The sequence below is a fragment of the Blastococcus sp. SYSU DS0552 genome, from assembly GCF_054050815.1.
Map to the genome: position 1 here is coordinate 106,300 of NZ_JBJHAB010000012.1, position 22,391 is coordinate 128,690.

Consider the following 22,391-nt stretch of genomic DNA (forward strand, 5'->3'; position numbering starts at 1 on the left):
GACCCGCCGACGGGTCCTTTTCCGGCTCGATTCTCCCGGGCGTGTCCGCTCACCCCACCCCGCCCCGCACGTCACCGCTCTGCGCGGGGCACATGCCGAGATCCCGTGATCTCGACCGCTCCCCTGCGGGGCGACGGCCGAGATCACGGGATCTCGATGGCCTTGTCCGGTGGCTCGTCCCGCGTCTGCGCGGGGTGCGAGGGCCGGGGTCCTTCCTCAGTCCGCGAGTTCGGCCAGCCGGTCCTTGAGCGCCTTCTCGACCCGGTCGGCGTAGACGTTCATGTTGCGCACCGAGGTGTTGAGGTCGGCCGACAACTGGGTCTTGGTCCGCCCACCCCAGGTCGTCAGGTACCAGGTCGCCCAGCCGAGCACGTTGGGCTGGCCGGCCCGCTGATCGCGGCGGGCGTCCGGGTCGGGAGCGCACGCGGCCGTGAGGGCGTGGGAGAGCAGCGTCTGCTCGGCCTCCCCCATGATCTCGTCCGGCGCCTCGGAGGAGTCGGGCAGCAGGATCTCGGTGGCCTCGGGCGCCCCGTCCAGCGATTGCAGGTTCCGCAGCCCGTTCAGCGTGGCGACGGTCTGGGAGTTGCGCCGCAAGGTGTCGACGCTCTGCCCCATGTAGGCGGCGAGCTCCTTCTCGCTGGGGCGGCGCTGGTGCTCCGCCATGAACGCCGCGATCGCCTTCTGCTGCTTGTGCTCGGTGTCGGCCGCGGTGCGCCCGTGGGCGTTGCGCCCCAGGTCGTGCACCCACTTGGACAGCTGGGTGGCCAAAAAGGCACCGAACGGAACGGACTTGTTCTCGTCGTATTGCGCGACCGCCTTGAGGATCCACTCGTAGACCTGCTGGCCGAGGTCGTCGGGGTCGGGCAGGTGCAGGCGGATCGTGCTCATGTTGCGCTGCAGGCGCTTGAGGCTGACCGGCCCGTAGTGCCGGCACAGGTCGTCGAGGAAGGCCGGCGGCAGGTCGCGCGGCGCGCGCCGGCGGACGCTGGTCTCCGCGCGCAGCCCGATGGTGGTGGTCCCCCGGCCGGCACACCAGGCCTTGACCCAGTCGGCGAGCACGGCGGCGGTTCCGCAGGCGCCGTCCACCCGGTAGAGACCGTCACCCTGGTCGTAGCTGACCGTGACGCCCTCGGGCAGGTCCCGGCGGAACTCGTCGAGCGGCAGCTCGTGGTCCACCCGGAAGTGCACCCGGTCGCGCGGGGTGATGGGCGCCAGCGCCCACCCGTCGGCCTCGGGGATCCCCCCGAAGACGAGGGGCTCGCGGGTACGGGGTCGGTCGTCGGTGGTGGACGTCGGGAACGGGACGCGGTCGGGCATCGGTACTCCTGGGCACTACGGGGAAGAAGGGGGTGCCGGGCGGCCGGCACCCCGCACTGCACGGGAGGCCGTCAGGCCGGGATGCGCTCCCCCGGGCCGGGGCGGCGCGGCGCGGGGACGGGCGAGGCCGGCGCCGAGGCGTCGGGCAGCGCCTCGAACATGTCGGCGCCCAGGGCGTCGGCACGGGCCGCACCGACGGCGGCGTGCTCGAGCAGCGTCGTGGCCGCGGCGCGCTCGGCACCGCTGGGCTCGGCCGTGTAGACCGGCATGTGGTCGTAGAGCGAGGTGAACACCGCCGACACGAACGCGTACGCCGCCTGGGCCTGCGGCGAGAACTTCGCCACCGCTGCCCGGGGTCCGAGATCGACGCCGACGGTCACCCGGACGACGCGGTCGTCCTTGCTGAGGCCGGTGACCGCGACGACCACGCCCTCGTGCTCGGCGGCCAGCGCCGCGAGCGCCGCGAGGCACTTGCGGGTGGCGCCCCGGCGGGGTCGCAGCTGCACGTGGACCACCACGGACTCCTGGTCGCCGGTCTGGTCCCCCGCCACCGAAGCGGTGCATGCGTTACGTGCCATCTTGATCGCCCCCTGTCACTTGCCTGGGGAGGAATCTGCCGCATGCACGCTGCGGACACGGCACACAACTCGCTGTGTCCATCGCAGTAGTCAGGGCGAAGCTTCGGCAAGAGTTGCCCGTGTCGCGGTCGCCTAGCCCCATCGGGCCGTCAGATTGGCACGGACTGCCGAGGAGCACCCCCCGACAGTCGTGCAGTTCTGTCAGTCGCCGGGGCGCGCCGCCTCGGCCGGACGCGGGCTCTCCGCGCCGGCGCCGTCGGGGTCGGCGTCCGACTGGGCCGTGGGCGCGAACGCCGCCAGCGCGCCGAGCGCGTCCGCGGTGACCTGGGCCGCCAGCAGGTTCGCCTCGGCGATCTGCCGGTAGACCTCCTCGCGGTGGATGGTGACCTCGCGCGGGGCCTTGAAGCCCAGTCGCACGGTGCCTCCGCGCACCTCGACGACGTGGACCTCGATGTCGTCGCCGATGCGGATCGTCTCGCCGACGCTGCGGGTGAGTGTGAGCACGAGTACCCCTCCATGGGTGTGTGGGTGGCCGTCCGTGGCGGTGCCCGCGGCTGCGGGCACGGGGCCGCGTCCCCGACGCGGCGACACTGAGGTTATCGGCGCAGGCGCCGACGAAGAGGATGCGCACCGTCGGTCTGCACGACCTGCTGCGCCCGGTGCGTCGCGGGGGCGACGACGACCGGGGCCCGCAGGTTGGCCGTGGCCTCGGCGACGTCGCCACCGGGCACGCTGACCAGGCAGTAGACCCGGGCATCGGCCGGGTCGGTCAGACCCAGACCGGCCCGGACGTCGGCCGGGACGACCGGGGCGTACTCCGGGAAGAACTCCCGCGCCGGCACGGCGAGGAACCGGGGACCGTCCGGCGAGACCGCCTGTAGCCAGAAGAGCAGCCCGGCGGCGTCCCCGGCGACCAGCACGTAGTCGGAGTGGTCCGGGAACCCCGGCAGCGGCTCGGTGAACGACAGCACCTGCACCGGGGGCGGAGCCGGCACCGTCGTCATCGGGCCCACTGCGGGGCTGTCGGCGAGGATGGTCATCAGCGCAGGTAGTCCATGAGCGTCGGCGAGATGGCCTTCGCCGTGGCCTGCAGCGCCGCCTGGTAGCCGACCTGCTGCCCCTGCAGCCGCATGATGGTGTTCGGCAGGTCCACGTTCTCGACCTCGCCGAGCTGGGTCTCCAGGGTCAGCGCGAGGTCGCTGTTGATCTGCTGCTCGCGCTCGATCCGGGCCGCCCGGGCGCCGACGTCGGCGACCCCGCCGAGCATCCGCCTCATCGCCGCGTCCAGGTCCACCAGCCCCTGGTCCAGGGCAGCGGGGTCGTTCACGAGGTCGTCGGCGATCCGGGCGACCAGGGCGAACAGGTCGGCACCGGCCGGCCCGAACGCCTCGGGCCCGGTCAGGTCCACGCGAACCTCCTCGGTGAACGAGACCCGCCGCATGACGTCTGCGCCGTCGGCCCCTGCGATGCCCTGGAAGTCCCCGGCGTCGCTGTAGGCCGTGGCGCCGGTGGTCACCCCGCCGAACACCGGGCGACCCTGGATCGTCGTGTTCGCCAGCCCGAGCAGGCTCTCGCGCAGCGACGCCACCTCCGTGGCCAGCGCCCGCCGGCTGGCCTCGGACGAGCTGCCGGTGCTGGCACCCTGCACGGTGAGGTCCCGGACCCGCCGGGTCACGTCGAGCATGTTCTGCAGCGTGGAGTCGGTGATCGACAGCCAGCTGTCGGCATCGGAGATGTTGCGGCCGAACTGCTCGACGGCGGCCTGCTCCGACCGGAGCTGCATCGCCTTGTTCGTGCCGGTCGGCGAGTCGGACGGCGCGTTGATGAGCCTGCCCGAGGTGAGCTGCTGCTGCAGCTTCCCGAACGTGTCGAGGTTGCGGTTGAGGCCCTGCAGGCTGGTGAGCGCGACGGCCTTCTGCGTGATGCGCACTCAGATCACAACCCCACGCGGCCGGTGCGGTTGATCAGGACGTCGAGCATCTCGTCGATCGCCGAGACCAGCCGGCTCGCGGCCGAGTACGCGTGCTGGAAGGACAGCATGTTGGTCATCTCCTCGTCGAGGTTGACCCCGGCCACGGACTCCCGGGCGGCGTCCACCTGCCCGGTGATGACCGACTGGATGCCGAGGTTGCGCTGCGAGACCGCCGACTGGACACCCAGCTCGACGATCATCTTCCGGTAGGCGGCGTCCGGCGAGGTGACGCCGTTGCCCAGCTGGGCCAGCTTGTCGGCGTTGCCGCGGTCGAGGTTCGGGGGGACGGAGCCGTCGTCCGCACCGAGGGACGACGCGGCGAGCTTGCGCGGTTCGGTGATCGCGACGGTGATCGACGACGCCGTCACCGGCCCGCCGCTGGAGCCGATCAGCGCACCGCCCCGCAGCCCGTCGAGGTCGAAGCCGTCGTCGTGCACCTCGTTGAGCGCGGTGGCCAGGGACGAGGCGATGCCGTCGAGCTCGGTGCGGTAGGTCGGCAGGATCGAGTTCAGCGCGTGCAGCTGCCCTCCGGCGGTCCCGCCCACGGTCACCGAGAGCCCTCCGGTGGCGGTCACGACGCGCGGCGGGTCACCGGCGGTGCCGGCGGGGTCGATCGTGCCCTGGACGGCGAGCTTCGACGCCGTCCCCCCGGAGACGAGGGTGACGCTGCCGACGAGGACGTCGACGACGCCACCGTCCCGCGGCCGCACCGACACCCCCACCTGGTCGGCGAGCTTCATGACCAGCAGGTCGCGCTGGTCGGTGAGGTCGTTGGCCGGGAGACCGGTCTGCGAGGCGCGGAGGATCGCGGTGTTCAGCTGGGCGATCGTCCCGGCCGCCGCGTTGACGTCGTCCACGAGTACGCCGAGGTTCTCGCGGGTCTGCTGCCACTGCCCGTCCAGCTGCGCGCTGCTGAAGTGCAGCCCTCCGACGAGGGTCTCCAGCCGCTTGAGCACCTGCCCCCGGGCGGCCTCGTCCTCCGGCTTGTTGGCCACGTCCTGCCACCCGCGCCACATGTCGGCCATGAGGTTCTGCAGGCCGGTGGTGCCGGGCTCGCGGAACGCCTGCTCCACGAGCTCGTAGGCGTCGGTCTCGGCGGTCAGCTGTGCACTGTTGGCGTGCTCGGTGTGCCCGCGACCCTCCAGGAAAGCGTCACGGATCCGCGTCACCTCGTCGGCGTTCACGCCGCCACCGATGCCCGAGCCGGTGGAGTAGAACGCCGGGACGGCGCTGCCCCCGATGGCCTGCATGTCCACGCGCTGGCGGGAGTACCCGTCGGTGTTGACGTTCGAGATGTTCTGGCCGGTGACGTCGAGGGCCCGGCGCTGCGCCCAGAGGGACGTGGTCGCGGTGTTCAGGAGGCTGAAGGTGCTCACGTCAGAGTGCTCCGTCCAGGGTGACCGCGCGGTGCGTGCCGTCGGAGTGCCGGCCGGTCGCGCCGTACGTGCCGGCCGAGGACGAGCGCGTCCGCGTGAGCGCGTCCCCGATGGCGGACAGGCCGCCCTCGATGAGCTCGCGGTTGGCGTCGGACAGGCTGCGCAGCTCGGTGATCAGCACCAGCAGCGCCTCGTGGTGCTGGGCGAGGAGGTCGTTCCAGGGGGCGGGGGCGGCGTCGGCGACCTGCCGCAGGGAGGGGTCGCTCGCCAGCCCGAGCGTCCCCGCGATCACCTCGGTGGCCGCGGATCGCTCCACCTCCAGGGTGCGGAGCTGGTCGAGGATCACCTCGATCTCGTGCGCGATGCGCGCCAGCCACCGGGTCTTGCCCGTGAGGATCAGGTACTGCTTCTCCTCGGCCTTGAAGAGCAGGAGGTCCAGGAGCTCCTGCTCCCGCCACAGCAACGTCGACAGGTGCTGGTAGTCCACTCCGTCCACCGCCTTCCGTCGTCTCGCTGGTGCTCGCGGTAACCCTGAGCCCCCCGGGTCGGGGAGAACCGCTGTCGGAGCTGGCATCGGCACCCGTTCGGAGGGGGTTGAGCCGAAGGAGGGAATCGGCGCTCAAGTTCCACAGGATTTGTGCCGACGGGTGGTGCCGAACCCGGCGCCGCCAGCCGAGAGATACGGACGTGACCCCAGTCCGTTCCCTCGCGACCGAGCGACCCCTCCGTGAGCGGTCCGCGCACGACCGGCCGTTGCGCGAACGTCCCCAGAACGGCCGGGTCCCGCACCCGGTCAAGGGGCGTTCTCCGCAGGAGGTCGACGCCCTGGTGACCGAGCACCTCCCGCTCGCGGCGTTCGCCGTCAACGCCGTCGCCTCCCGCATCTCGCTCCCCGGCCACGTGAGCCGCGAGGACCTGCTGTCCTGCGCCCACGTGGCCCTTGTCGAGGTGGCGCGCCGGTTCGACCCGGACGCGGGCGCCTCCTTCTCCACCTACGCCCTGGCGCGCCTGCAGGGTGCGGTCCTCGACGAGCTGCGCTCCGGGGACTGGGCCAGCCGATCGGTGCGCGCCGCGGCCCGGCGGACCGACGCCGCCGCCGACGCGCTGACCATCAGCCTGGGCCGGCCGCCCACGCGCGAGGAGCTCGCGCAGAGCCTGGGCGTCCCGCGCAGCGAGCTCGACCACCTGCAGGTCGACGTCCACCGGGCCGTGATGGTCAGCATCGACGCGGAGGACGGCCTCGACGGGACGTCGCTCGACCTGCCCGACACCGGCGAGTCCCCCGAGCGCGCGGTCCTGCGCGGCGAACGTGCCCGGCACCTGCACGCAGCGATCCGGGCGCTGCCCGACCGGCTGGACGAGGTCGTCGAGCGCAATTTCTTCGGTGATGAATCCCTGACCGACATCGCGGAAGACCTGGGCGTGACGCTGTCGCGCGTCTCGCAGATGCGCGCACGGGCCCTCACCCTCCTGCACGCCGCCATGAGCGAGATCTGGGAAGGCAGGACGGTTCCCGCCGACGGTGGGGTGCGGGCACGCAACCAGCAGCACGCCTACATCGACCGCGTGACCGGCCGGGCCGGGGTGCCGCCCCCCCGTCGCCCCGGCTCGTGGGCCGACGCCGAGGGCAGGGCTGCCCGCTCGGCCTGATCTGCGGAAGTTTTCGGCACTCGGCTCAAGCAGGACGCGCATCCCGCCGAAGACCTAGGTGCACCACCCCGCAGCACGGATGCAGCGGGATCAACAGGTACGACCCCGTCCAAGGAGGATCATCATGGGTCTGCGCATCAACCAGAACATCGCGGCGCTCAACGCTCACCGCAACCTGTCCATCACGGACAACCAGATGAGCAAGTCGCTGGAGAAGCTCTCCTCCGGCTTCCGCATCAACCGCGCCGCCGACGACGCGGCCGGTCTGGCGATCTCCGAGGGCCTGCGTTCGCAGGTCGGTGGCCTCAAGGTCGCCGTCCGCAACTCGCAGGACGGTGTCTCCGTCGTGCAGACGGCGGAAGGTGCCCTCACCGAGGTGCACTCGATCCTGCAGCGCGTCCGTGACCTGACCGTCCAGGCGGGTAACAGCGGTGTCGTCGACGACAAGGCCCGCGGCTACATCGCCAAGGAGGTCGAGGAGCTCGCCGGCGCGCTGAACGACATCGCCGACCGTACGGACTTCAACGGCACCAAGCTCCTGAACGGCAGCGCCTCCAGCCTGTCGTTCCAGACCGGTGCCAACGGCGGCGAGACCATGACGGTCGAGCTGAGCAACGTCAGCACGGTCGCCACCGCGATCGAGGGCGTGGCCACCACCATGGCGGCCTCGGGCACCTACGACGCCTCGACCGACCTGGCCACGCTCGACGAGCAGATCAAGAGCGTGTCCGAGTCGCGCGCCACCCTCGGTGCGAAGCAGAACCGCTTCGAGAGCACCATCAACTCGCTCAACGTCTCGATCGAGAACCTGAGCGCGTCGGAGAGCCGGGTCCGCGATGCCGACATGGCGCAGGAGATGGTCGGGTTCACCCGCGCCCAGATCCTGAGCCAGGCCGGCACCGCGATGCTGGCGCAGGCCAACCAGGCCTCGCAGGGCGTCCTCTCGCTGCTCCGCTGATCACCGATCAGCTGAGCAGCTGAGGCCGCAGACCCTCAGCACCACCCCGGGTGAGGGGGGAGGCCCTCGCGCCTCCCCCCTCACTCGCTTGGGGCCCCCATCCCGTCGACCCAGGAGCCAGTGACATGACGATGAGCATCAACACCGGCCTGGTGTCCGGGATCGACACGGGCACGATGATCAGCCAACTCCTGCAGCTCGAGGCGCAGCAGCAGAACTCGCTGAAGACGCGGCTGTCGACGACGCAGGTCACCGCGAGCGCCTACCGCACCGTGAACAGCGCCCTCGCGGCCCTGACCACCAGCGCCGAGTCGCTGTCCAGGCCGGAGTCGTTCGCCAGCACGAAGGCGACCAGCACCGCCGCCTCGGTCGGCGTCACCACCGCCTCCTACGCCAGCCCGGGCTCGCTGACCTTCACCGTCGCCCAGGTCGCGACTACCGCCTCGAGCGTGAGCGCCGGACGGTGGACGAGCACGACCACAGCCGCCAACCTGAGCAGCCTGGACATCCGCAGCGCCGACGGCACCACCAGCAAGGGCACGGTCACGCTCGACGGCACCGAGTCGCTCGAGCAGGTCGCGGCGAAGATCAACGCCGACACCGCCCTGGGCCTGAAGGCCTCCGCGGTGCAGGTGTCCCCCGGCGAGTTCGCCCTCCAGATCAGCGCCAGCAGCTCCGGCGCGGCCGCCGGCTTCTCCGTCGCCGGCACGGAGTTCACTGCCACCAGCGTCGGCCAGGACGCCGAGCTGAAGGTCGGCGAGGACACCGCCACCACGACGGCCTACACGATCCGCTCGGCCACCAACACGTTCGAGGGCGTCCTGCCCGGGGCGACGCTCACGGTGTCCAAGGTGGAGCCCACGCCGGTCACCGTCACCGTCGCCACGGACCCCGCCGCCGTCGCCGACAAGGTCGCCGCACTCGTCGACACGGTGAACAACGCGCTGTCGACGATCAAGACGTACACGGACAACACCCCGGGGAGCAAGGCGGCGCTGCGCGGTGAGTACGCGGTGACCTCCATCGCCGGCCAGCTGCTCCAAGCCGTCTCCGAGGCGGTCGGCGACGACGGCTCACCGGCCCAGGTCGGGTTCCAGACCACCCGCGACGGCCGGATCACCTTCGACAAGGAGAAGTTCGCCGCCGCCCTCACGGCGACGCCCGAGCTGGCCCAGCGCATCGTGGCGGGCACCGGCGTGGAGGGGGAACCCGACTTCGTTCCCGGCCTGGCCGTCCGCGTCCGCGACGTCAGCAAGGCCGCCTCCGACGCGACCACCGGCACCCTGAGCTCGCTCGCCAAGGGCCAGGACAGCCTCGCGCGCGACATCCAGGACCGGATCGCCGACTGGGACCTGCGGCTCGCCGCACGCAAGGTGGCCCTCACCCGCCAGTTCACCGCCATGGAGACCGCGCTGAGCTCCCTGACCAACCAGTCCAACTGGCTGGCCGGTCAGCTCGGCTCCCTGCCGAAGCCCTGACCTCCCCCGCCCGACCGCTCGACTCTTCGCTTCAGGAGCCCTTCTCGATGAGTGCCGCTTCGCTCCGCGCCCGCTACCTCGGCGACGCCGTCGCCACCGCCTCGCCGCAGCAGGTGCTGGTCATGCTGTACGACCGGCTGACGCTCGACCTCGAGCGGGCGCAGATGGCCGTCGCCGAGGGCAACCGCGCCCGGGTCAACGACGAGCTCCAGCACGCCCAGGCGATCGTCCTCGAGCTGCTGTCCAGCCTGCAGGTCGACCTGTGGGAGGGCGGGCCGCGCCTGGCAGCCCTCTACAACTGGCTGATGGCCGAGCTCGTGCAGGCCAACCTCAAGTTCGACGCCAACCGCATCGCCTCCTGCCGAGCGGTCGTCGAGCCCCTGCGCGACGCGTGGCGGCAGGCCGCCGCGTCCTTGGCCGGCGTCGCGTCATGACCGTCGGCCCGGTCAGCGGCTCGGCCGCGGCCGGCTTCGGTGCCAGCCCGTACACGCCGCCCACCCGGCCCAACGCCTCCGGCAGCTCGACGTCGGGCGACCGGCGCCCGCCCGCCGACTGGCACGAGGCCCTCGACCAGCTCGAGGGCGACGTCCTCGACGCCCAGGAGAGCCTCGCCCGGGGCCGTGCCGAGGAGATCGCCGCGTGGGGCCGGCGCAGCACCGACTGGGTGCCGCCGTCCGGGCTCGGCCCGATCCCGGCCGACCTGCGCGAGCGGGCCGCGCGGCTGCTGCAGCACCAGCTGGCGGTCGCCGAGGCACTGGTCGAGCGGATCACCCAGTCCCAGAAGCAGCGCGACGTCGCCGCGCGCATGTCCTATGGCTCCGAGCGACCGGTCCCGTCGTTCATCGACCGCGCGCTCTGACGCGGCCCGCGGCCGCGCGAGGAAATCCCTGCTGACGGAACCTGTCCGGCGCACGGGCTGCCGATAGCAGAGGGGCGAGCGCCGGCCTCCGGCGCCGGGCGCCGCTCCGGCGCACCGCTCCCCCGGCAGCGGCCATCCAGAGAAGGGTCCCCCCACATGCGCGTCCTGCTCACGCACGCGATCGCCCAGGGTTCGACGTACTACCGCATCGAGGAGCCCGCCCGCGCGGTCCAGGCCGCAGGGCTCGGAGTCGAGGTGGCGGTCGCCCGCGGCATCACCACCACGATGCATCCCTCCGCCGGCGACGGGGAGCTGGAGGTGACCGCCGCCGACGCCCAGGGCGCCGACGTGGTGGTCCTGCAGCTGCCGAAGACCGTCGGCATGCTCCAGACCCAGCGGGTCCTCCAGGACCAGGGCGTGGCCGTCGTCGTCGAGCTGGACGACCTGCTCTCGGCCGTCCCCTACGGCCACATGGGGCACAACGCCCTGGTGCGCCAGGGGGCCGGCGACTTCGCCGCGCAGGCCGCCCGTGAGGCGGACTTCGTCACCACCTCGACGCCGGCGCTGCTGCGCGAGTACGCCCGGCACGGCCGCGGTGCGGTCATCGAGAACGCGGTGCCCCGGCGGACCGCGGAGCTGCCGCCGGCCTACGAGCGGACCCCCGACGTCGTGACCATCGGGTGGGGGGGCAACGTCCTGAGCCACCCGTACGACCTGCAGGAGATGGGCTCCGGCCTCCAGCAGGCGCTGGACCGCACGGCGCCGCTGAGCCGGCTGGTGATCCTCGGGCAGAAGTGGGACCTGCGGAAGCGTCTCGGCCTGCGGTCCGAGCCCGAGGAGGTGCCGTGGGTCATGGACGTGGACGCCTACGCCGCACGGGTCGGCGAGCTGTTCGACATCGGGATCGCCCCACTCCGCGTGGACCGGTTCAACACGAGCAAGAGCTGGCTCAAGCCGCTCGAGTACTCGGCCCGGGGCGTGTACTGCGTGCGCGCACGGACCGACGAGTACGAACGGCTCGGGCTGGGCATGCCGGCCCGCTCCCCCAAGGACTGGGCGAAGTGGCTCACGCTCGGGATCAGGGACGCCGACCGCCGGCGCGAGGTCGCCGCCGCCGCCCGGGAGCGGGTGCTGGCCCAGCACCTCACCGAGCACACCGCCGAGCGCTGGGCGGCCGCCTGGCGGGCCGCGCGGGACAACCGCGCCCGCGCCCTCGGGCGCGGGCGGCTCGCCACCTTCGCTCGCTGACCCGCTCTCCGCACGTCCGCCCCGTCGCCGGCTCCCGGCGGCGGGGCGTTCGTCTTGTTCCGCCGTGCACCCGCCTCTCAGGCGCGGCGACCGTGCGGAAGGTGCCAACTCCCCCGTCCCGGTCGGCTCGCGGCACGGCCAGGTCACCGCCCGTCACATCCGCCACGGTTCCCCCATCCGGTCCCTGCCGTCCCTCGTGTGGCGGAACGAGGTCAGGCGGCACCGGCCGGCTGCCGATGGATCAGGTGCACGGAGAGCACCACTTTCGCCACGGATCGGCGGCCCAGCACTCGTTCGCGGGTGTCTTCCGCGTACCCGGAGGTCGATCGTGTCCTGCTCCACCCGCCGGCGAGCCGCCCGATGATCGGCGACGTCGGCACGCCGGTCCTGAAGGCGGCGCTCGCCGGGCTCGCGCAGCGGCAGCGCGTCACCGCCGACAACATCGCGAACGTCAACACCCCCGGCTTCCTGGCCGGGCGGACCGACTTCGAGACGTCACTGCGCGGGGCGATCCGCAACGGCACCACCCCGGTGATCTCCGGGGGCACCACCGCCCGCTCGCTGGAGCCGACGAACACCAACGGCAACAACGTCAACCTCGACGCGGAGACGGTCATCGCCACCGAGACGGGGCTGCGCTACCAGCTGGCGCTCACCGCGCTCGACGGCAAGTACAACTCGATCCGCACGGCCCTGAGGACGTCCTGACCATGACCATGTTCCAGGCCCTGGGCATTTCGCAGTCCGGGCTGATGACGCACCGGAAGTGGCTCGATGCCGCCGCCGACAACATCGCGAACATCAACACGGTGCGGCGCACCGACGAGGACGCCTTCCAGGCGCGGCTCGTCGTGGCCCAGGCCGTGGACTACGGAACCGGCACGGGCGGCGTGCGCGTGGCCCGCGCGGAGTTCGGCGACCCCGAGGGCCGGCTGGTGTACCAGCCCGACCACCCGCTGGCCGACGACGAGGGCTACGTCAAGTACCCCGACATCGACCTCGGCGACCAGATGACCCACATGATGATGGCGCAGCGCGGCTACCAGGCGAACCTCGCCGTGGTCGAGCGGGCGACCAACGCCTACCAGGCGGCCCTGCAGCTGGGTAAGGGCTGATGACGATCCCGCTCGGCGGCATCACGCCGGTCGGCGTCGGCGCGGTCACCGGTGTCGCCGGCAGCACCCGCGGCACTCCCGCCGCCGAGGGCGCCGACGGCTTCGCCGCCGTCCTCGCCTCGACCTTCGACAAGCTCCAGGCCACCCAGTCGGTGACCGCGGAACTTGGTGTGCAGGCCGCCACCGGCGACCTGAAGGACGTCCACGACTACATGATCGCCAGCGCTGAGTCCGGCGTGGCCACCGAGATGGTCGTGGCGATCAAGAACCAGGCCGTCGCGGCCTTCAACGAGATCATGAGGATGCAGATCTGATGAAGTCGGCACTCGCCGGGACGCTGGAGCGTGCCCGCTCCACGTTCGACACGGTCAGCGCCGGGCAGAAGGTCGTCATCGGCCTGCTGCTCGCCGGGCTGGCCCTCGGCGGGTTCTTCTTCTACACCTGGATCACCACGCCGACGCAGGCCCCGCTGTTCTCGAACCTCGCCGCCAGCGACGCCTCCGCGATCGTCGAGGAGCTGAACGCCCAGGGCACGGCCTACGAGCTGGCGGACGGCGGCGGCACCATCATGGTCGCCAAGGACAAGGTCTACGACCTCCGCCTGGCCATGAGCGGCAAGGGCCTGCCCGCCGGCAAGGGCACCGGGTACGCCCTGCTGGACGAGCAGGGCATCACCACCAGCGAGTTCCAGCAGCAGGTCACCTACCAGCGCGCCCTGGAGGGCGAGCTGGCCAACACGCTGAAGGCCCTGGCGGGCGTCAACTCCGCCGTCGTGCACGTCGCCCTGCCCAAGGACGAGGTGTTCGTCGCCGACAAGGCCGAGCCGACGGCGTCGGTCCTGCTCGACCTGGCACCGGGCACCGCGCTCACGGGCGAGCAGATCCAGGCGGTCACCAACCTGGTCTCCTCGAGCATCCAGGACATGGACCCCGACCAGGTCACGGTGGCCGACTCGACCGGCCGGGTCCTCTCGGCCGCCGGCACGGGCGTCACCGCGGCCGCCGGCGACGCCCGCTCCCAGGTGGAGCAGGACTACGAGAACCGGCTGGCCGCGAACGCCCAGAAGATCCTCGACCAGGTGGTCGGTCCCGGTAAGGCGGTCGTGTCGGTCCGCGCCGACGTCGACCTGGCCCAGCGCAACACCACCACCGAGACCTACCAGTTCGAGGAGGGCACGCCCCCCCTCTCCGAGCAGCACACCATCGAGAACTACGAGGGCGGAGGTGTCCCGGTCGGCGGCGTCCTCGGGCCGGAGAACATGCCGGACGCGGCGGAGAACGCCGGCGAGGGGGCCGCGAACTACGACAAGGAGTCCTGGACGGCCAACAACGCCGTCGGGAAGACCGTCGAGGTCGTCGACGACGCCCCCGGGACGCTGAATCGGCTCACCGTCTCCGTCGTCATGGACGACGCGGTCGCCGGCAACCTCAACCAGCAGCAGATGACCGACCTGATGGTCACCGCCGTCGGCCTGGACGAGGCCCGCGGCGACGACATCACGGTCGCCGCGCTGCCCTTCGACGCCACCGCCGCCGAGAACGCCGCCGCGGCGATGGAGGCCGCGCGCGAGGCCGAGGCCGCCGAGCAGATGTGGTCGATGATCCGCACCGGTGGCATCGCCGCGGGCATCGCGCTGGTCGTCCTCATCGTCTGGCTGCGCTCGCGCCGCCGCGAGGACGACGAGGACTACGAGGCGCTCGAGCTCGACGACGACGTGCTCGCCGAGCTGGACCGCCTGCGCGTGGCCAGCACCCGGCAGATGGTCGAGCCCGACAATGCCGCGCTGGAGCTGGAAGCCGTCGAACGGGCGAAGGTGCGAGGGGAGATCTCCACGATGGTCAGCGAGCGTCCCGACGAGGTCGCGGCCATGCTGCGCGGCTGGCTGGGCGAGAGCAAGTCATGACCCTCGCGAGCATCCCCACGACGCCCGGCACCGCTGTCGCCGTACCGCCGCGCCCGGAACTGCCCGGCCTCCGCAAGGCCGCGGTGTTCCTCGCCCAGATGAGCAAGGAGGAGGCCGGCGTCCTGCTCGCCCAGCTGCGGCCCCGGGAGGTCGAGGCGCTCACCCGCGAGCTGATGAAGCTGGGCTCGGTGGAGCTCGAGGACGTCGACGGTGTCATGCGCGAGTTCCACCACCTGATGACCGCGCAGCAGTTCGTCGGGCGCGGCGGTGTCGAGTTCGCCCGCGAGATCCTCGCGGCGGGGCTCGGCCAGGACAAGGCCGAGGGCATCCTGTCCCGGCTCAACGTCGTCTACACCGAGGTGCCGTTCGCCTCGCTGCGCAACGCCGACGTGCGGCAGCTGGTCACCTTCCTCAAGGACGAGCACGCGCAGATCATCGCCCTGGTCCTCGCCCACCTCACGGCCGCGCAGTCGGCCGAGGTGCTCTCCGGGTTCGCCCCCGAGCAGCAGGCCGAGGTCGCCCACCGCATCGCCATGATGGACCGCACCTCACCGGAGATGGTGCGGCTGGTCGAGGAGGAGCTCGGCCGCCGGATGGGCTCGATCCTGGCGCACCAGGACATGACCACCGTCGGCGGTGTCGAGACCCTCGTCGAGATCATCAACCGCTCCCCCCGGCCCACCGAGCGTTCGATCCTCGAGTGGCTGGACAACACCGATCCGGAGCTGGCCGACCAGGTCCGTTCGCAGATGTTCGTCTTCGAGGACATCGTCACCATCGACGACCGCTCCCTGCAGCTGGTGCTGCGCGAGGTGGAGGCCAACGACCTCGCCACCGCGCTCAAGGGTGTGCGGCCCGACGTGCAGGACAAGATCAAGCGGAACCTCTCCGAGCGCGCGGCCGAGAACCTCAGCGAGGAGATCGAGCTGCTCGGCCCGGTGCGCACCCGCACGGTCGAGGAGGCCCAGGCCAAGGTCGTCGCGGTCATCCGCACGCTCGAGGAGCAGGGTGTGCTGACCATCAACCGCGGCGGGGACGATGAGTTCGTTGCGTGAGGACAGCCCCGGGAGCATCCCAGCGAGGAACGAGCGAGGAGCGGACCGGGGCGCGGAGTCGCGCCGATGGGTAGGGCCTGACACCGGTCACCGGCCACCCCGGGAGGGCGCGGTCCTGCGCGGCGGCTCCGCCGCGCTGGCCCGCCCCTACCGGGAGGTCATGGCCGAGCGCGGCGCCCCCGCGGACCCACGGGTCGCGGTGGTCCCGGCCGCCCGGACCGCCGGCATCCCGGTGCCGGCCTGGCCGGCCGCGGCCGCCCCGGCGCCCCCCTCCCCCGCCGTCCCCGCCCAGCCCTCGCCGGTCGAACGCCGGACAAGCGTGCGCCGCGCCGAGGACCAGCCGGTCGCCGGCAGCAAGCCGTCCTTCCGGCTCGGTGACGTGTACGCCGAGGAGCTGGCACGGCTGCGGGCCCAGGCCCGCACCGAGGGCTTCGCCGCCGGCCACGCCGAGGGCCTGTTGGCCGCGGAGTCCGTCGTCGCCGAGGTCGAGCGCGACGCCCAGGAGCGACTGGCCGAGGTCCAGGCCCGGTGGGAGCGTCGGCTGGTCTCCGCGACCGCCGCGCTGGGCGCGGCCGTGCGGGAGGTGGAGGAGGCCGCCCGCCCGGTGGCCGACGACATCCGCGACTCGATCGTGGGCACCGTGCTCGCCCTCGTCGAGGACCTCCTCGGCCGGGAGCTCGCGCTGGCCGCCGACCCGGTGATGGACGCGGTCCGCCGCGCCCTCACCTTCTGCCCCGCCGACGCCCCGACGATCGTGCGGCTGCACCCGGACGACCTCGCCGAGGTGCCCGCCGAGACGCTCGCCGAGCTGCCCGACACGGTGCGGCTGGTCGCCGACCCGTCGGTGGAGCGGGCCGGCGCCGTCGCCGAGTCCGGCCCCCGGCGGATCGACGCTCAGCTGGGCACGGCGCTGCAGCGCGTGCAGGAGGTGCTGGGCGCATGACCGTCCCGCCCGGCGTGGTCGAGCGCGCCCGTGCGGCGGCCCGCCCACAGGTGACCGGCGTCGTGACCGGTGCGATGGGGCTGACCCTCAGCGTCGACGGCGTCACCGCAGCCGTGGGCGACCTCGTCGAGGTCGACCCCACCACGCGCCGGCTGCTCGCCGAAGTCGTGGCCGTCGGCCGCGACCGGCTCACCTGCATGCCGCTGGGCGGGCTGTCCGGCGTGCACGCCGGCGCCCCGGTGCGCGCCACGGGCCGGCCGCTGCAGGTGCCGGTCGGTGAACAGTTGCTCGGCCGCGTCCTCGACGGGCTCGGCCGGCCGGTGGACGGCGGACCGTCCCTCGACGGCCGCGTGTCGTGGGTGGACCTGGAGACCGCGACGCCGCACGCCCTCTCCCGCGCCCGCGTGGAGGAGCCGCTCAGCTTCGGCGTGCGCGCCCTGGACACGCTCGTCCCCTGCGGCAAGGGCCAGCGCCTCGGCATCTTCGCCGGCTCCGGCGTCGGGAAGTCCAGCCTGCTCGCCCAGATCACCCGCGGCACCGACGCCGACGTCCGGGTCATCGGGTTGATCGGCGAGCGGGGCCGCGAGGTGCGCGAGTTCATCGAGGAGAACCTGGGCGCCGAGGGGCTGGCCCGCACCGTCGTCGTCGTCGCCACCTCCGACGAGCCGCCGCTGGTGCGGCTCAAGGCCGCATTCGTCGCGACCCGCATCGCCGAGGCGTTCCGCGACGAGGGCCGCGACGTCCTGCTGCTGATGGACTCGATCACCCGCACCGCCATGGCCCAGCGCGAGGTCGGGCTGTCGGCCGGGGAACCACCGGCCACCCGGGGCTACCCGCCGAGCGTCTTCGCGATGATGCCGCAGCTGCTGGAGAAGGCCGGCACCGGTGTGACCGGGTCGATCACCGGCCTCTACACGGTGCTCGTCGAGGGCGACGACCACAACGAGCCGATCGCCGACACCGCGCGCTCGATCCTCGACGGGCACATCGTGCTCACCCGCAAGCTGGCCACGACCGGCCACTTCCCCGCGATCGACGTGCTCGAGTCCATCTCCCGCGTCGCCGGCGCGGTGGTGCCGCCGGCGCAGATGGCCGATGCCCGGGAGATCCGCCGCCTCATGGGCGCCCTGCGCGACGTCCGGGAGCTGATCGAGATCGGGGCCTACCAGGACGGCAGCGACCCGCTGGTCGACCGCGCCCGCCAGCTGGCCCCGCAGATCGACGCGTTCCTCCAGCAGCCGCTCGGTGAGTCGACGTCGGCCGCCGAGGCGTGGGGCTGGCTGCAGCGGATCGTGAGGGGCGGGTGAAGCGCACCGCCTTCCGGCTGCAGCCCGTCCTGGAGCTGCGCCGGAGCGAGGAGCGGGCGGCGGCCGCCGCCGCGGCGGCCGCCGCGAACGCCGCCGCGGACGCCGCCCGGCGGGCGGCCGAGCAGGAGACGGCGCTGGCCGGCGCCGTGCTGCCGCCGTCCCTGCCCGCCGGGTCGTTCGTGGCGGCCATGGTGCTGCTGCGCACGGCGGCCACCGACGCCGCCGACGCCCGGTCGCTGGCCACCGCACAGGCGGAGCAGGCCGAGGCCGTCCGGGCCGAGTGGACCGCCGCCGCGCGCCGCACCAAGGCGCTCGAGCGGCTCGCCGAACAGCACCGGCAGGCCCAGCAGCACGCCGCCGACGCCGCCGAGGCGCGCGCCGCGGACGACCTGGCCACCGGCCGGGCCCGCCGCGACACGGACGACGACGCGGACACGCGCAGGGGGACGGCATGGACGGACTGAGCGCGGTGCAGGCCCGGATCGCCGAGATCCACGCCCGGTTCCAGCCTGCCACCACGACCACCGCGTCGTCCGCTGCGTGGGCCTCGGCCGCCGGCGCGGCCGGGCTCACCGGCAGCTCCTCGGTGACCACCGGGGCCGCCGGCACCGCCACCGCCTCCGAGGGCGCGGTGGTCGCCGAGGCGGAGAAGTACCTCGGCGTCCCCTACCTCTGGGGCGGCACCGACCCGCGCAAGGGGCTGGACTGCTCGGGCTTCACCAAGCTGGTGTTCGGGAACCTGGGCATCGAGCTGCCGCGCACCTCCTCGCAGCAGGCGACCGCCGGCAAGGCCGTCGCCTCGCTCGCGTCCGCGCGCCCGGGTGACCTGGTGTTCTTCGACCACTCCTCGTCGCGGGCCGGGATCGACCACGTGGGCATCTACCTCGGCAACGGGCAGATGATCGCCGCGCCGCAGGCCGGTGAGACGGTGAAGGTGCAGGCGGTCGGCAACCCCACCGTGATCCGCCGGGTCCTCCCCGAACCGGCCGGCGCGACCACGGTGGCCCCGGCGACCGCGAGCACGCTGGCCGGGGTGCCCTACGCGGACCTGTTCCAGCGCGCGGCGAGCAGGCACGGCGTCGAGGCTTCGTTGCTGGCAGCGGTCGCCAAGCAGGAGTCGGGGTTCAACACCTCGGCCGTCTCCCCGGCGGGAGCCCAGGGCCTCATGCAGTTCATGCCGGCCACCGCCCGCGGCCTCGGCGTCGATGCGCTGGACCCGGCCTCGGCGATCGACGGCGCGGCCCGCTACCTCAGCAGCCTGACCAAGCAGTTCGGCTCCACCGAGCTGGCACTGGCGGCCTACAACTCCGGGCCCGGGACGGTGAGCCGGTACGGCGGCATCCCGCCCTACCCGGAGACCCAGAACTACGTCCGGTCCGTGATGAGCAAGGCGGAGGCCTACCGATGACCGCTCCCGTGACCACCGCTGCCCCGGGTCCCCGGGCCGCTCCGGCCGGCGCCTCGCCGGGCGGCTCCGGCGACAGCGCGGAACCCTTCGCCTCGGCCCTGGACGGCGCGCTGTCCGGCGGTCAGAACCCGGTTCGCGGCCACGGGGGACGGCAGACCTCCGGCGACGCCGCCCCGGGCGAGGGCGGAGCGGCCACCGGGGAGGCAGCAGCCGACGGTGTCACCGTCGTCGACACCGCCGCCGCCGGGGTGGCTGCGGCGCTGTGGGCCCTGGCACTCGGCAGCGCCGCGGGGTCGACCGCGGGCTCCACCGCGGCCGGGCCGACCACCGGCGCCGTGGGAGCGAGCAGCGCCACCCTCGCCGCGGGCATCGGGGCAGGGGCCGCGGCCGCCGCGACCGAGCCCGGCGCCGCGATCGTTCCCGGCCCCGTTCCGCCCGCGGGCACGCCCGCGCCGGCGGCTCCGCCCATGGCACCGACCACCCCGGCCGTGCACGCGGCAGCGGCACCGGTGGCGGCCGCGTCCGGTGCGCCGGGGGGCGCCGCGACGGCGCAGTCGGCCGCACCGCTCTCCGTGGTGGTGTCCGCCTCGGGCGGCCCGGCCGCCGCGGCCACCGCCACGGGCGCCGTCACCGGCGTGCCGGGCGAGGCACCCGAGGGTCCGGGTGCGCCGCCGCCCACGGCCCTGCCCCCGGCCGGGGCCGTCGGCGACGGCGCCGCGACGGCGGACGACGGCGGACCGGGCGGGGAGCCCCGGGCAGCCGTCGCCGCGTCCCTCCCGGACGCCGGTGCCGGGACAGCCGGCCACGACTCCCCGGTCGTCCCCGGCACCACCGGCTCCGTTTCTGCCCCCGGCCAGGTGACCGCTGCCGCCCCGGTCGCCGCGTCCGGCGCGGCGACCGGCTCCGGGGCGACGCTGCCGGTCTCCGGTCAGGTGGCCCGGCAGGTGGCGGTGCTCAGCGGGGCGGGCGACGGCTCGCACACGATGACGCTGGTGCTCACCCCCGAGAACCTCGGCCCGGTCGAGGTGAAGGTGACCGTCGGCCAGGGAGGCCTCGACCTCACCTTGCGCGGCGCGCACGAGCTCGGCCGTGCCGCGCTCCTGGACGCCCTCCCCGAGCTCCGCCGCGACCTCGAGTCCGCCGGGCTCAGCCCCTCGCGGGTCGAGGTCGACGCCGACGCCGGTGGCTCCTGGCTGGCGCGGCACGCCGCCGAACAGCAGGCGCAGCAGGGGCCGGGCGGCCGTTCGCCGGCCTCCGACGGGACCGGCGAACGGTTCCGGTCCGGGCAGCGGACTGCCGATAGCGGGGAAGAGGGACCGCCCCGCCCCCGCATGCGATCCACGTCGTCCGGCGTGGACGTGCTCGCCTGAGAGAAGGAGTCACCTCATGCCGGACGCAGTCGGCGGTGCCGTCGGCACCACCGCCACCTACAGCGCCACGAACTCCGTGGAGCGTGGGGACCAGATGGGGAAGGACACCTTCCTCAAGCTCCTGGTGGCCCAGATGAAGTACCAGGACCCGAGCAACCCCGCCGACACGAACCAGCTCATGGCCCAGACGGCCACCTTCAGCCAGGTGGAGAAGCTGGAGCAGCTGGCGAAGCAGAACGCCTCGATGCTGGCGCTGCAGCGCTCGAGCAGCGCCGGCGCGATGGTCGGCCAGACGGTGACCTACACCGACGAGAGCGGTGCCGCGCGAACCGGCGTCGTCAGCTCGGTCCGGCTGGGCACCGACACGGCCGAGGCGGTGGCGACCGTGGGCGGTGTCGCGGTGCCGCTCGGCCGGATCACCGACGTCGGCGCCCGCTGACCCCCACCACACCCCTGCGCCGACCCGCGCTCCCCCACCCCGAGACCCCACCCGGAGGAGATCCCCGATGCTCCGTTCCATGTTCTCCGCCATCTCCGGTCTGCGTGCACACCAGACCAAGATGGACGTCACCGGCAACAACATCGCCAACGTCAACACCGTCGGCTTCAAGAGCAGCGCCACCGTCTTCCAGGACACGCTGTCCCAGGTCGTGCGCGCCGGTGGCGCCCCGGCCGAGGACCGGGGTGGCACGAACCCCGCCCAGATCGGCCTGGGCGTCAAGCTCGCCGCCGTCACCACGAACTGGACGAACGGGGCGGCCCAGTCGACCGGCCGCTCGACCGACTTCATGATCGAGGGCGACGGCTTCTTCGTCACCACCGGGCCCGGCGGGGAGCAGCTGTACACCCGGGCCGGCTCGTTCGACTTCGACGCGAACGGCCGGCTGGTGACCCCGGACGGGAGCATCCTGCAGGGCTGGGTGGCCGACGCCAACGGCGCCATCAACCCGAACGGCCCGATCGGCGCCCTGACCGTGCCCTACGGCCAGATCGTCAACCCGCGCGCCACCGGGACCGGCACGCTCGAGGGCAACCTCAACGCCGCCGCCCCGATCGGGTCGTTCGTGCAGACCCCGACCACGATGTACGACGCGCAGGGCGTCGCCCAGTCGGTCACCTACACGTTCAACAAGACGGGCGCGGACACCTGGAGCCTGACCGTCCAGAACAACGGCGGCGCGGCGCTCCCGCTGACCAACGCCGACGGCAGCCCGTTCAACGGCACCGTCACCTTCGACACGGCGGGCAGGATGACCGCACCGACCGGCGGGATCAGCTTCGCCCCCGGCGCCGCCGGCTGGCCCGGCCCGGTCGCCGTCGACCTCGGGACGATCAGCCAGTTCGCCGGCTCGAGCGAGGTGACCGCCCCGGAGCAGAACGGCTACGCCCTGGGTTCGCTGCAGTCGTTCCAGCTCTCCAACGACGGCACGATCACCGGCATCTACTCCAACGGGCTGCGCCAGCCGCTGGGCCAGCTCGCGATGGCCGCCTTCAACAACCCCAGCGGACTGGAGAAGGCCGGCAACTCCGCCTTCCGCGTCGGCGACAACTCCGGTGTGGCGATGATCGGTGTCGCCGGGGCCGGCGGCCGGGGCAACCTGGTCTCCGGAGCCCTGGAGATGTCCAACGTCGACCTCTCCGAGGAGTTCACCAGCCTGATCGTCGCCCAGCGCGGCTTCCAGGCGAACAGCCGCGTGATCAGCGCCTCCGACGAGATCCTCCAGGACCTGGTGAACCTGAAGCGCTGATGAAGGACCTTCCTGCCCTCCACGCTTCGCGAGCTCAGCGCGGGGCCCTGCAGGAAAGCCGTTCCAGCATGTGAACCGGGCGGCCCGGTCACCCCGCGGGGTGACC

General features: G+C 73.1%; 25 protein-coding genes. 18 read left to right on the forward strand and 7 right to left on the reverse strand.

Annotated elements, in window-relative coordinates; genetic code table 11:
• Positions 1-216: 216 nt before the first annotated feature.
• From ACI8AG_RS13820 to ACI8AG_RS13850, 7 genes are all read right to left on the reverse strand, one after another.
• Positions 217-1,317 (reverse strand): flagellar biosynthesis protein FliA, encoded by a 1,101-nt coding sequence (locus ACI8AG_RS13820; protein ID WP_456597499.1) that lies wholly within the window; start codon positions 1,315-1,317, stop codon positions 217-219.
• A 71-nt stretch (positions 1,318-1,388) separates the two neighbouring features.
• Positions 1,389-1,895, reverse strand: coding sequence for a hypothetical protein (locus ACI8AG_RS13825; RefSeq protein ID WP_456590951.1), 507 nt, complete (start codon positions 1,893-1,895; stop codon positions 1,389-1,391).
• Positions 1,896-2,096: 201 nt separating this feature from the next.
• A complete protein-coding gene (gene csrA / locus ACI8AG_RS13830; protein WP_456590952.1) occupies positions 2,097-2,399 on the reverse strand; it encodes a carbon storage regulator CsrA in 303 nt (100 codons plus the stop codon).
• 92 nt (positions 2,400-2,491) lie between these two features.
• Positions 2,492-2,935: a flagellar assembly protein FliW gene (gene fliW / locus ACI8AG_RS13835; protein ID WP_456597500.1), complete on the reverse strand. Its 444-nt coding sequence runs from the start codon at positions 2,933-2,935 to the stop codon at positions 2,492-2,494.
• Entirely contained in the window at positions 2,935-3,825 is an 891-nt protein-coding gene (flgL, locus tag ACI8AG_RS13840) for a flagellar hook-associated protein FlgL (RefSeq protein WP_456597501.1), read from the reverse strand. Before flgL ends, fliW begins: the two co-directional genes overlap by 1 nt.
• Positions 3,826-3,830: 5 nt before the next feature.
• Positions 3,831-5,243 carry a flagellar hook-associated protein FlgK gene (gene flgK / locus ACI8AG_RS13845; protein WP_456597502.1) on the reverse strand — a complete coding sequence of 471 codons (1,413 nt, stop codon included), beginning with the start codon at positions 5,241-5,243 and terminating at the stop codon, positions 3,831-3,833.
• 1 nt (position 5,244) lies between these two features.
• Positions 5,245-5,739, reverse strand: a complete 495-nt coding sequence (locus ACI8AG_RS13850) for a flagellar protein FlgN (protein ID WP_456597503.1) — start codon at positions 5,737-5,739, stop codon at positions 5,245-5,247.
• Between the two features lie 332 nt (positions 5,740-6,071).
• On the opposite strand from ACI8AG_RS13850, the gene ACI8AG_RS13855 reads away from it, so the two are divergent.
• The 18 genes from ACI8AG_RS13855 (at position 6,072) to ACI8AG_RS13940 (ending at position 22,285) form a co-directional block, all read left to right on the forward strand.
• A complete protein-coding gene (locus ACI8AG_RS13855; RefSeq protein ID WP_456597504.1) occupies positions 6,072-6,893 on the forward strand; it encodes a sigma-70 family RNA polymerase sigma factor in 822 nt (273 codons plus the stop codon).
• Positions 6,894-7,017: 124 nt separating this feature from the next.
• On the forward strand, positions 7,018-7,851 hold the full coding sequence (locus ACI8AG_RS13860) for a flagellin N-terminal helical domain-containing protein (protein WP_456597505.1): 834 nt from the start codon (positions 7,018-7,020) through the stop codon (positions 7,849-7,851).
• Positions 7,852-7,976: 125 nt separating this feature from the next.
• Positions 7,977-9,329, forward strand: coding sequence for a flagellar filament capping protein FliD (fliD, locus tag ACI8AG_RS13865; protein WP_456597506.1), 1,353 nt, complete (start codon positions 7,977-7,979; stop codon positions 9,327-9,329).
• Positions 9,330-9,376: 47 nt separating this feature from the next.
• Positions 9,377-9,763, forward strand: coding sequence for a flagellar export chaperone FliS (gene fliS, locus ACI8AG_RS13870; RefSeq protein WP_456597507.1), 387 nt, complete (start codon positions 9,377-9,379; stop codon positions 9,761-9,763).
• Positions 9,760-10,188, forward strand: coding sequence for a hypothetical protein (locus ACI8AG_RS13875; RefSeq protein WP_456597508.1), 429 nt, complete (start codon positions 9,760-9,762; stop codon positions 10,186-10,188). Before fliS ends, ACI8AG_RS13875 begins: the two co-directional genes overlap by 4 nt.
• Before the next feature lie 156 nt (positions 10,189-10,344).
• The gene (locus ACI8AG_RS13880) at positions 10,345-11,436 is read left to right on the forward strand and encodes a glycosyltransferase family protein (RefSeq protein WP_456597509.1); all 1,092 of its coding nucleotides are present in this window, start codon (positions 10,345-10,347) and stop codon (positions 11,434-11,436) included.
• Between the two features lie 360 nt (positions 11,437-11,796).
• Positions 11,797-12,144 (forward strand): flagellar basal body rod protein FlgB, encoded by a 348-nt coding sequence (locus tag ACI8AG_RS13885; RefSeq protein WP_456597510.1) that lies wholly within the window; start codon positions 11,797-11,799, stop codon positions 12,142-12,144.
• A gap of 2 nt (positions 12,145-12,146) precedes the next feature.
• Complete coding sequence (flgC, locus tag ACI8AG_RS13890) at positions 12,147-12,551, forward strand: flagellar basal body rod protein FlgC (RefSeq protein WP_456597511.1); 405 nt, start codon at positions 12,147-12,149, stop codon at positions 12,549-12,551.
• Positions 12,551-12,865, forward strand: coding sequence for a flagellar hook-basal body complex protein FliE (locus tag ACI8AG_RS13895; protein ID WP_456597512.1), 315 nt, complete (start codon positions 12,551-12,553; stop codon positions 12,863-12,865). The genes flgC and ACI8AG_RS13895 overlap by 1 nt, the downstream gene beginning before the upstream one ends.
• A complete protein-coding gene (gene fliF / locus ACI8AG_RS13900) occupies positions 12,865-14,454 on the forward strand; it encodes a flagellar basal-body MS-ring/collar protein FliF (protein ID WP_456597513.1) in 1,590 nt (529 codons plus the stop codon). Before ACI8AG_RS13895 ends, fliF begins: the two co-directional genes overlap by 1 nt.
• A complete protein-coding gene (gene fliG / locus ACI8AG_RS13905; RefSeq protein ID WP_456597514.1) occupies positions 14,451-15,509 on the forward strand; it encodes a flagellar motor switch protein FliG in 1,059 nt (352 codons plus the stop codon). The genes fliF and fliG overlap by 4 nt, the downstream gene beginning before the upstream one ends.
• 160 nt (positions 15,510-15,669) lie before the next feature.
• Positions 15,670-16,452 (forward strand): FliH/SctL family protein, encoded by a 783-nt coding sequence (locus ACI8AG_RS13910; RefSeq protein WP_456597515.1) that lies wholly within the window; start codon positions 15,670-15,672, stop codon positions 16,450-16,452.
• On the forward strand, positions 16,449-17,759 hold the full coding sequence (locus tag ACI8AG_RS13915) for a FliI/YscN family ATPase (RefSeq protein ID WP_456597516.1): 1,311 nt from the start codon (positions 16,449-16,451) through the stop codon (positions 17,757-17,759). The genes ACI8AG_RS13910 and ACI8AG_RS13915 overlap by 4 nt, the downstream gene beginning before the upstream one ends.
• Entirely contained in the window at positions 17,756-18,223 is a 468-nt protein-coding gene (locus ACI8AG_RS13920) for a flagellar FliJ family protein (protein WP_456597517.1), read from the forward strand. The genes ACI8AG_RS13915 and ACI8AG_RS13920 overlap by 4 nt, the downstream gene beginning before the upstream one ends.
• Complete coding sequence (locus tag ACI8AG_RS13925; RefSeq protein ID WP_456597518.1) at positions 18,211-19,167, forward strand: transglycosylase SLT domain-containing protein; 957 nt, start codon at positions 18,211-18,213, stop codon at positions 19,165-19,167. Before ACI8AG_RS13920 ends, ACI8AG_RS13925 begins: the two co-directional genes overlap by 13 nt.
• The gene (locus tag ACI8AG_RS13930; RefSeq protein ID WP_456597519.1) at positions 19,164-20,537 is read left to right on the forward strand and encodes a flagellar hook-length control protein FliK; all 1,374 of its coding nucleotides are present in this window, start codon (positions 19,164-19,166) and stop codon (positions 20,535-20,537) included. Before ACI8AG_RS13925 ends, ACI8AG_RS13930 begins: the two co-directional genes overlap by 4 nt.
• 16 nt (positions 20,538-20,553) lie before the next feature.
• Complete coding sequence (locus ACI8AG_RS13935) at positions 20,554-20,976, forward strand: flagellar hook assembly protein FlgD (RefSeq protein WP_456597520.1); 423 nt, start codon at positions 20,554-20,556, stop codon at positions 20,974-20,976.
• A gap of 67 nt (positions 20,977-21,043) precedes the next feature.
• Entirely contained in the window at positions 21,044-22,285 is a 1,242-nt protein-coding gene (locus tag ACI8AG_RS13940) for a flagellar hook protein FlgE (protein WP_456590578.1), read from the forward strand.
• Positions 22,286-22,391 lie beyond the last annotated feature (106 nt).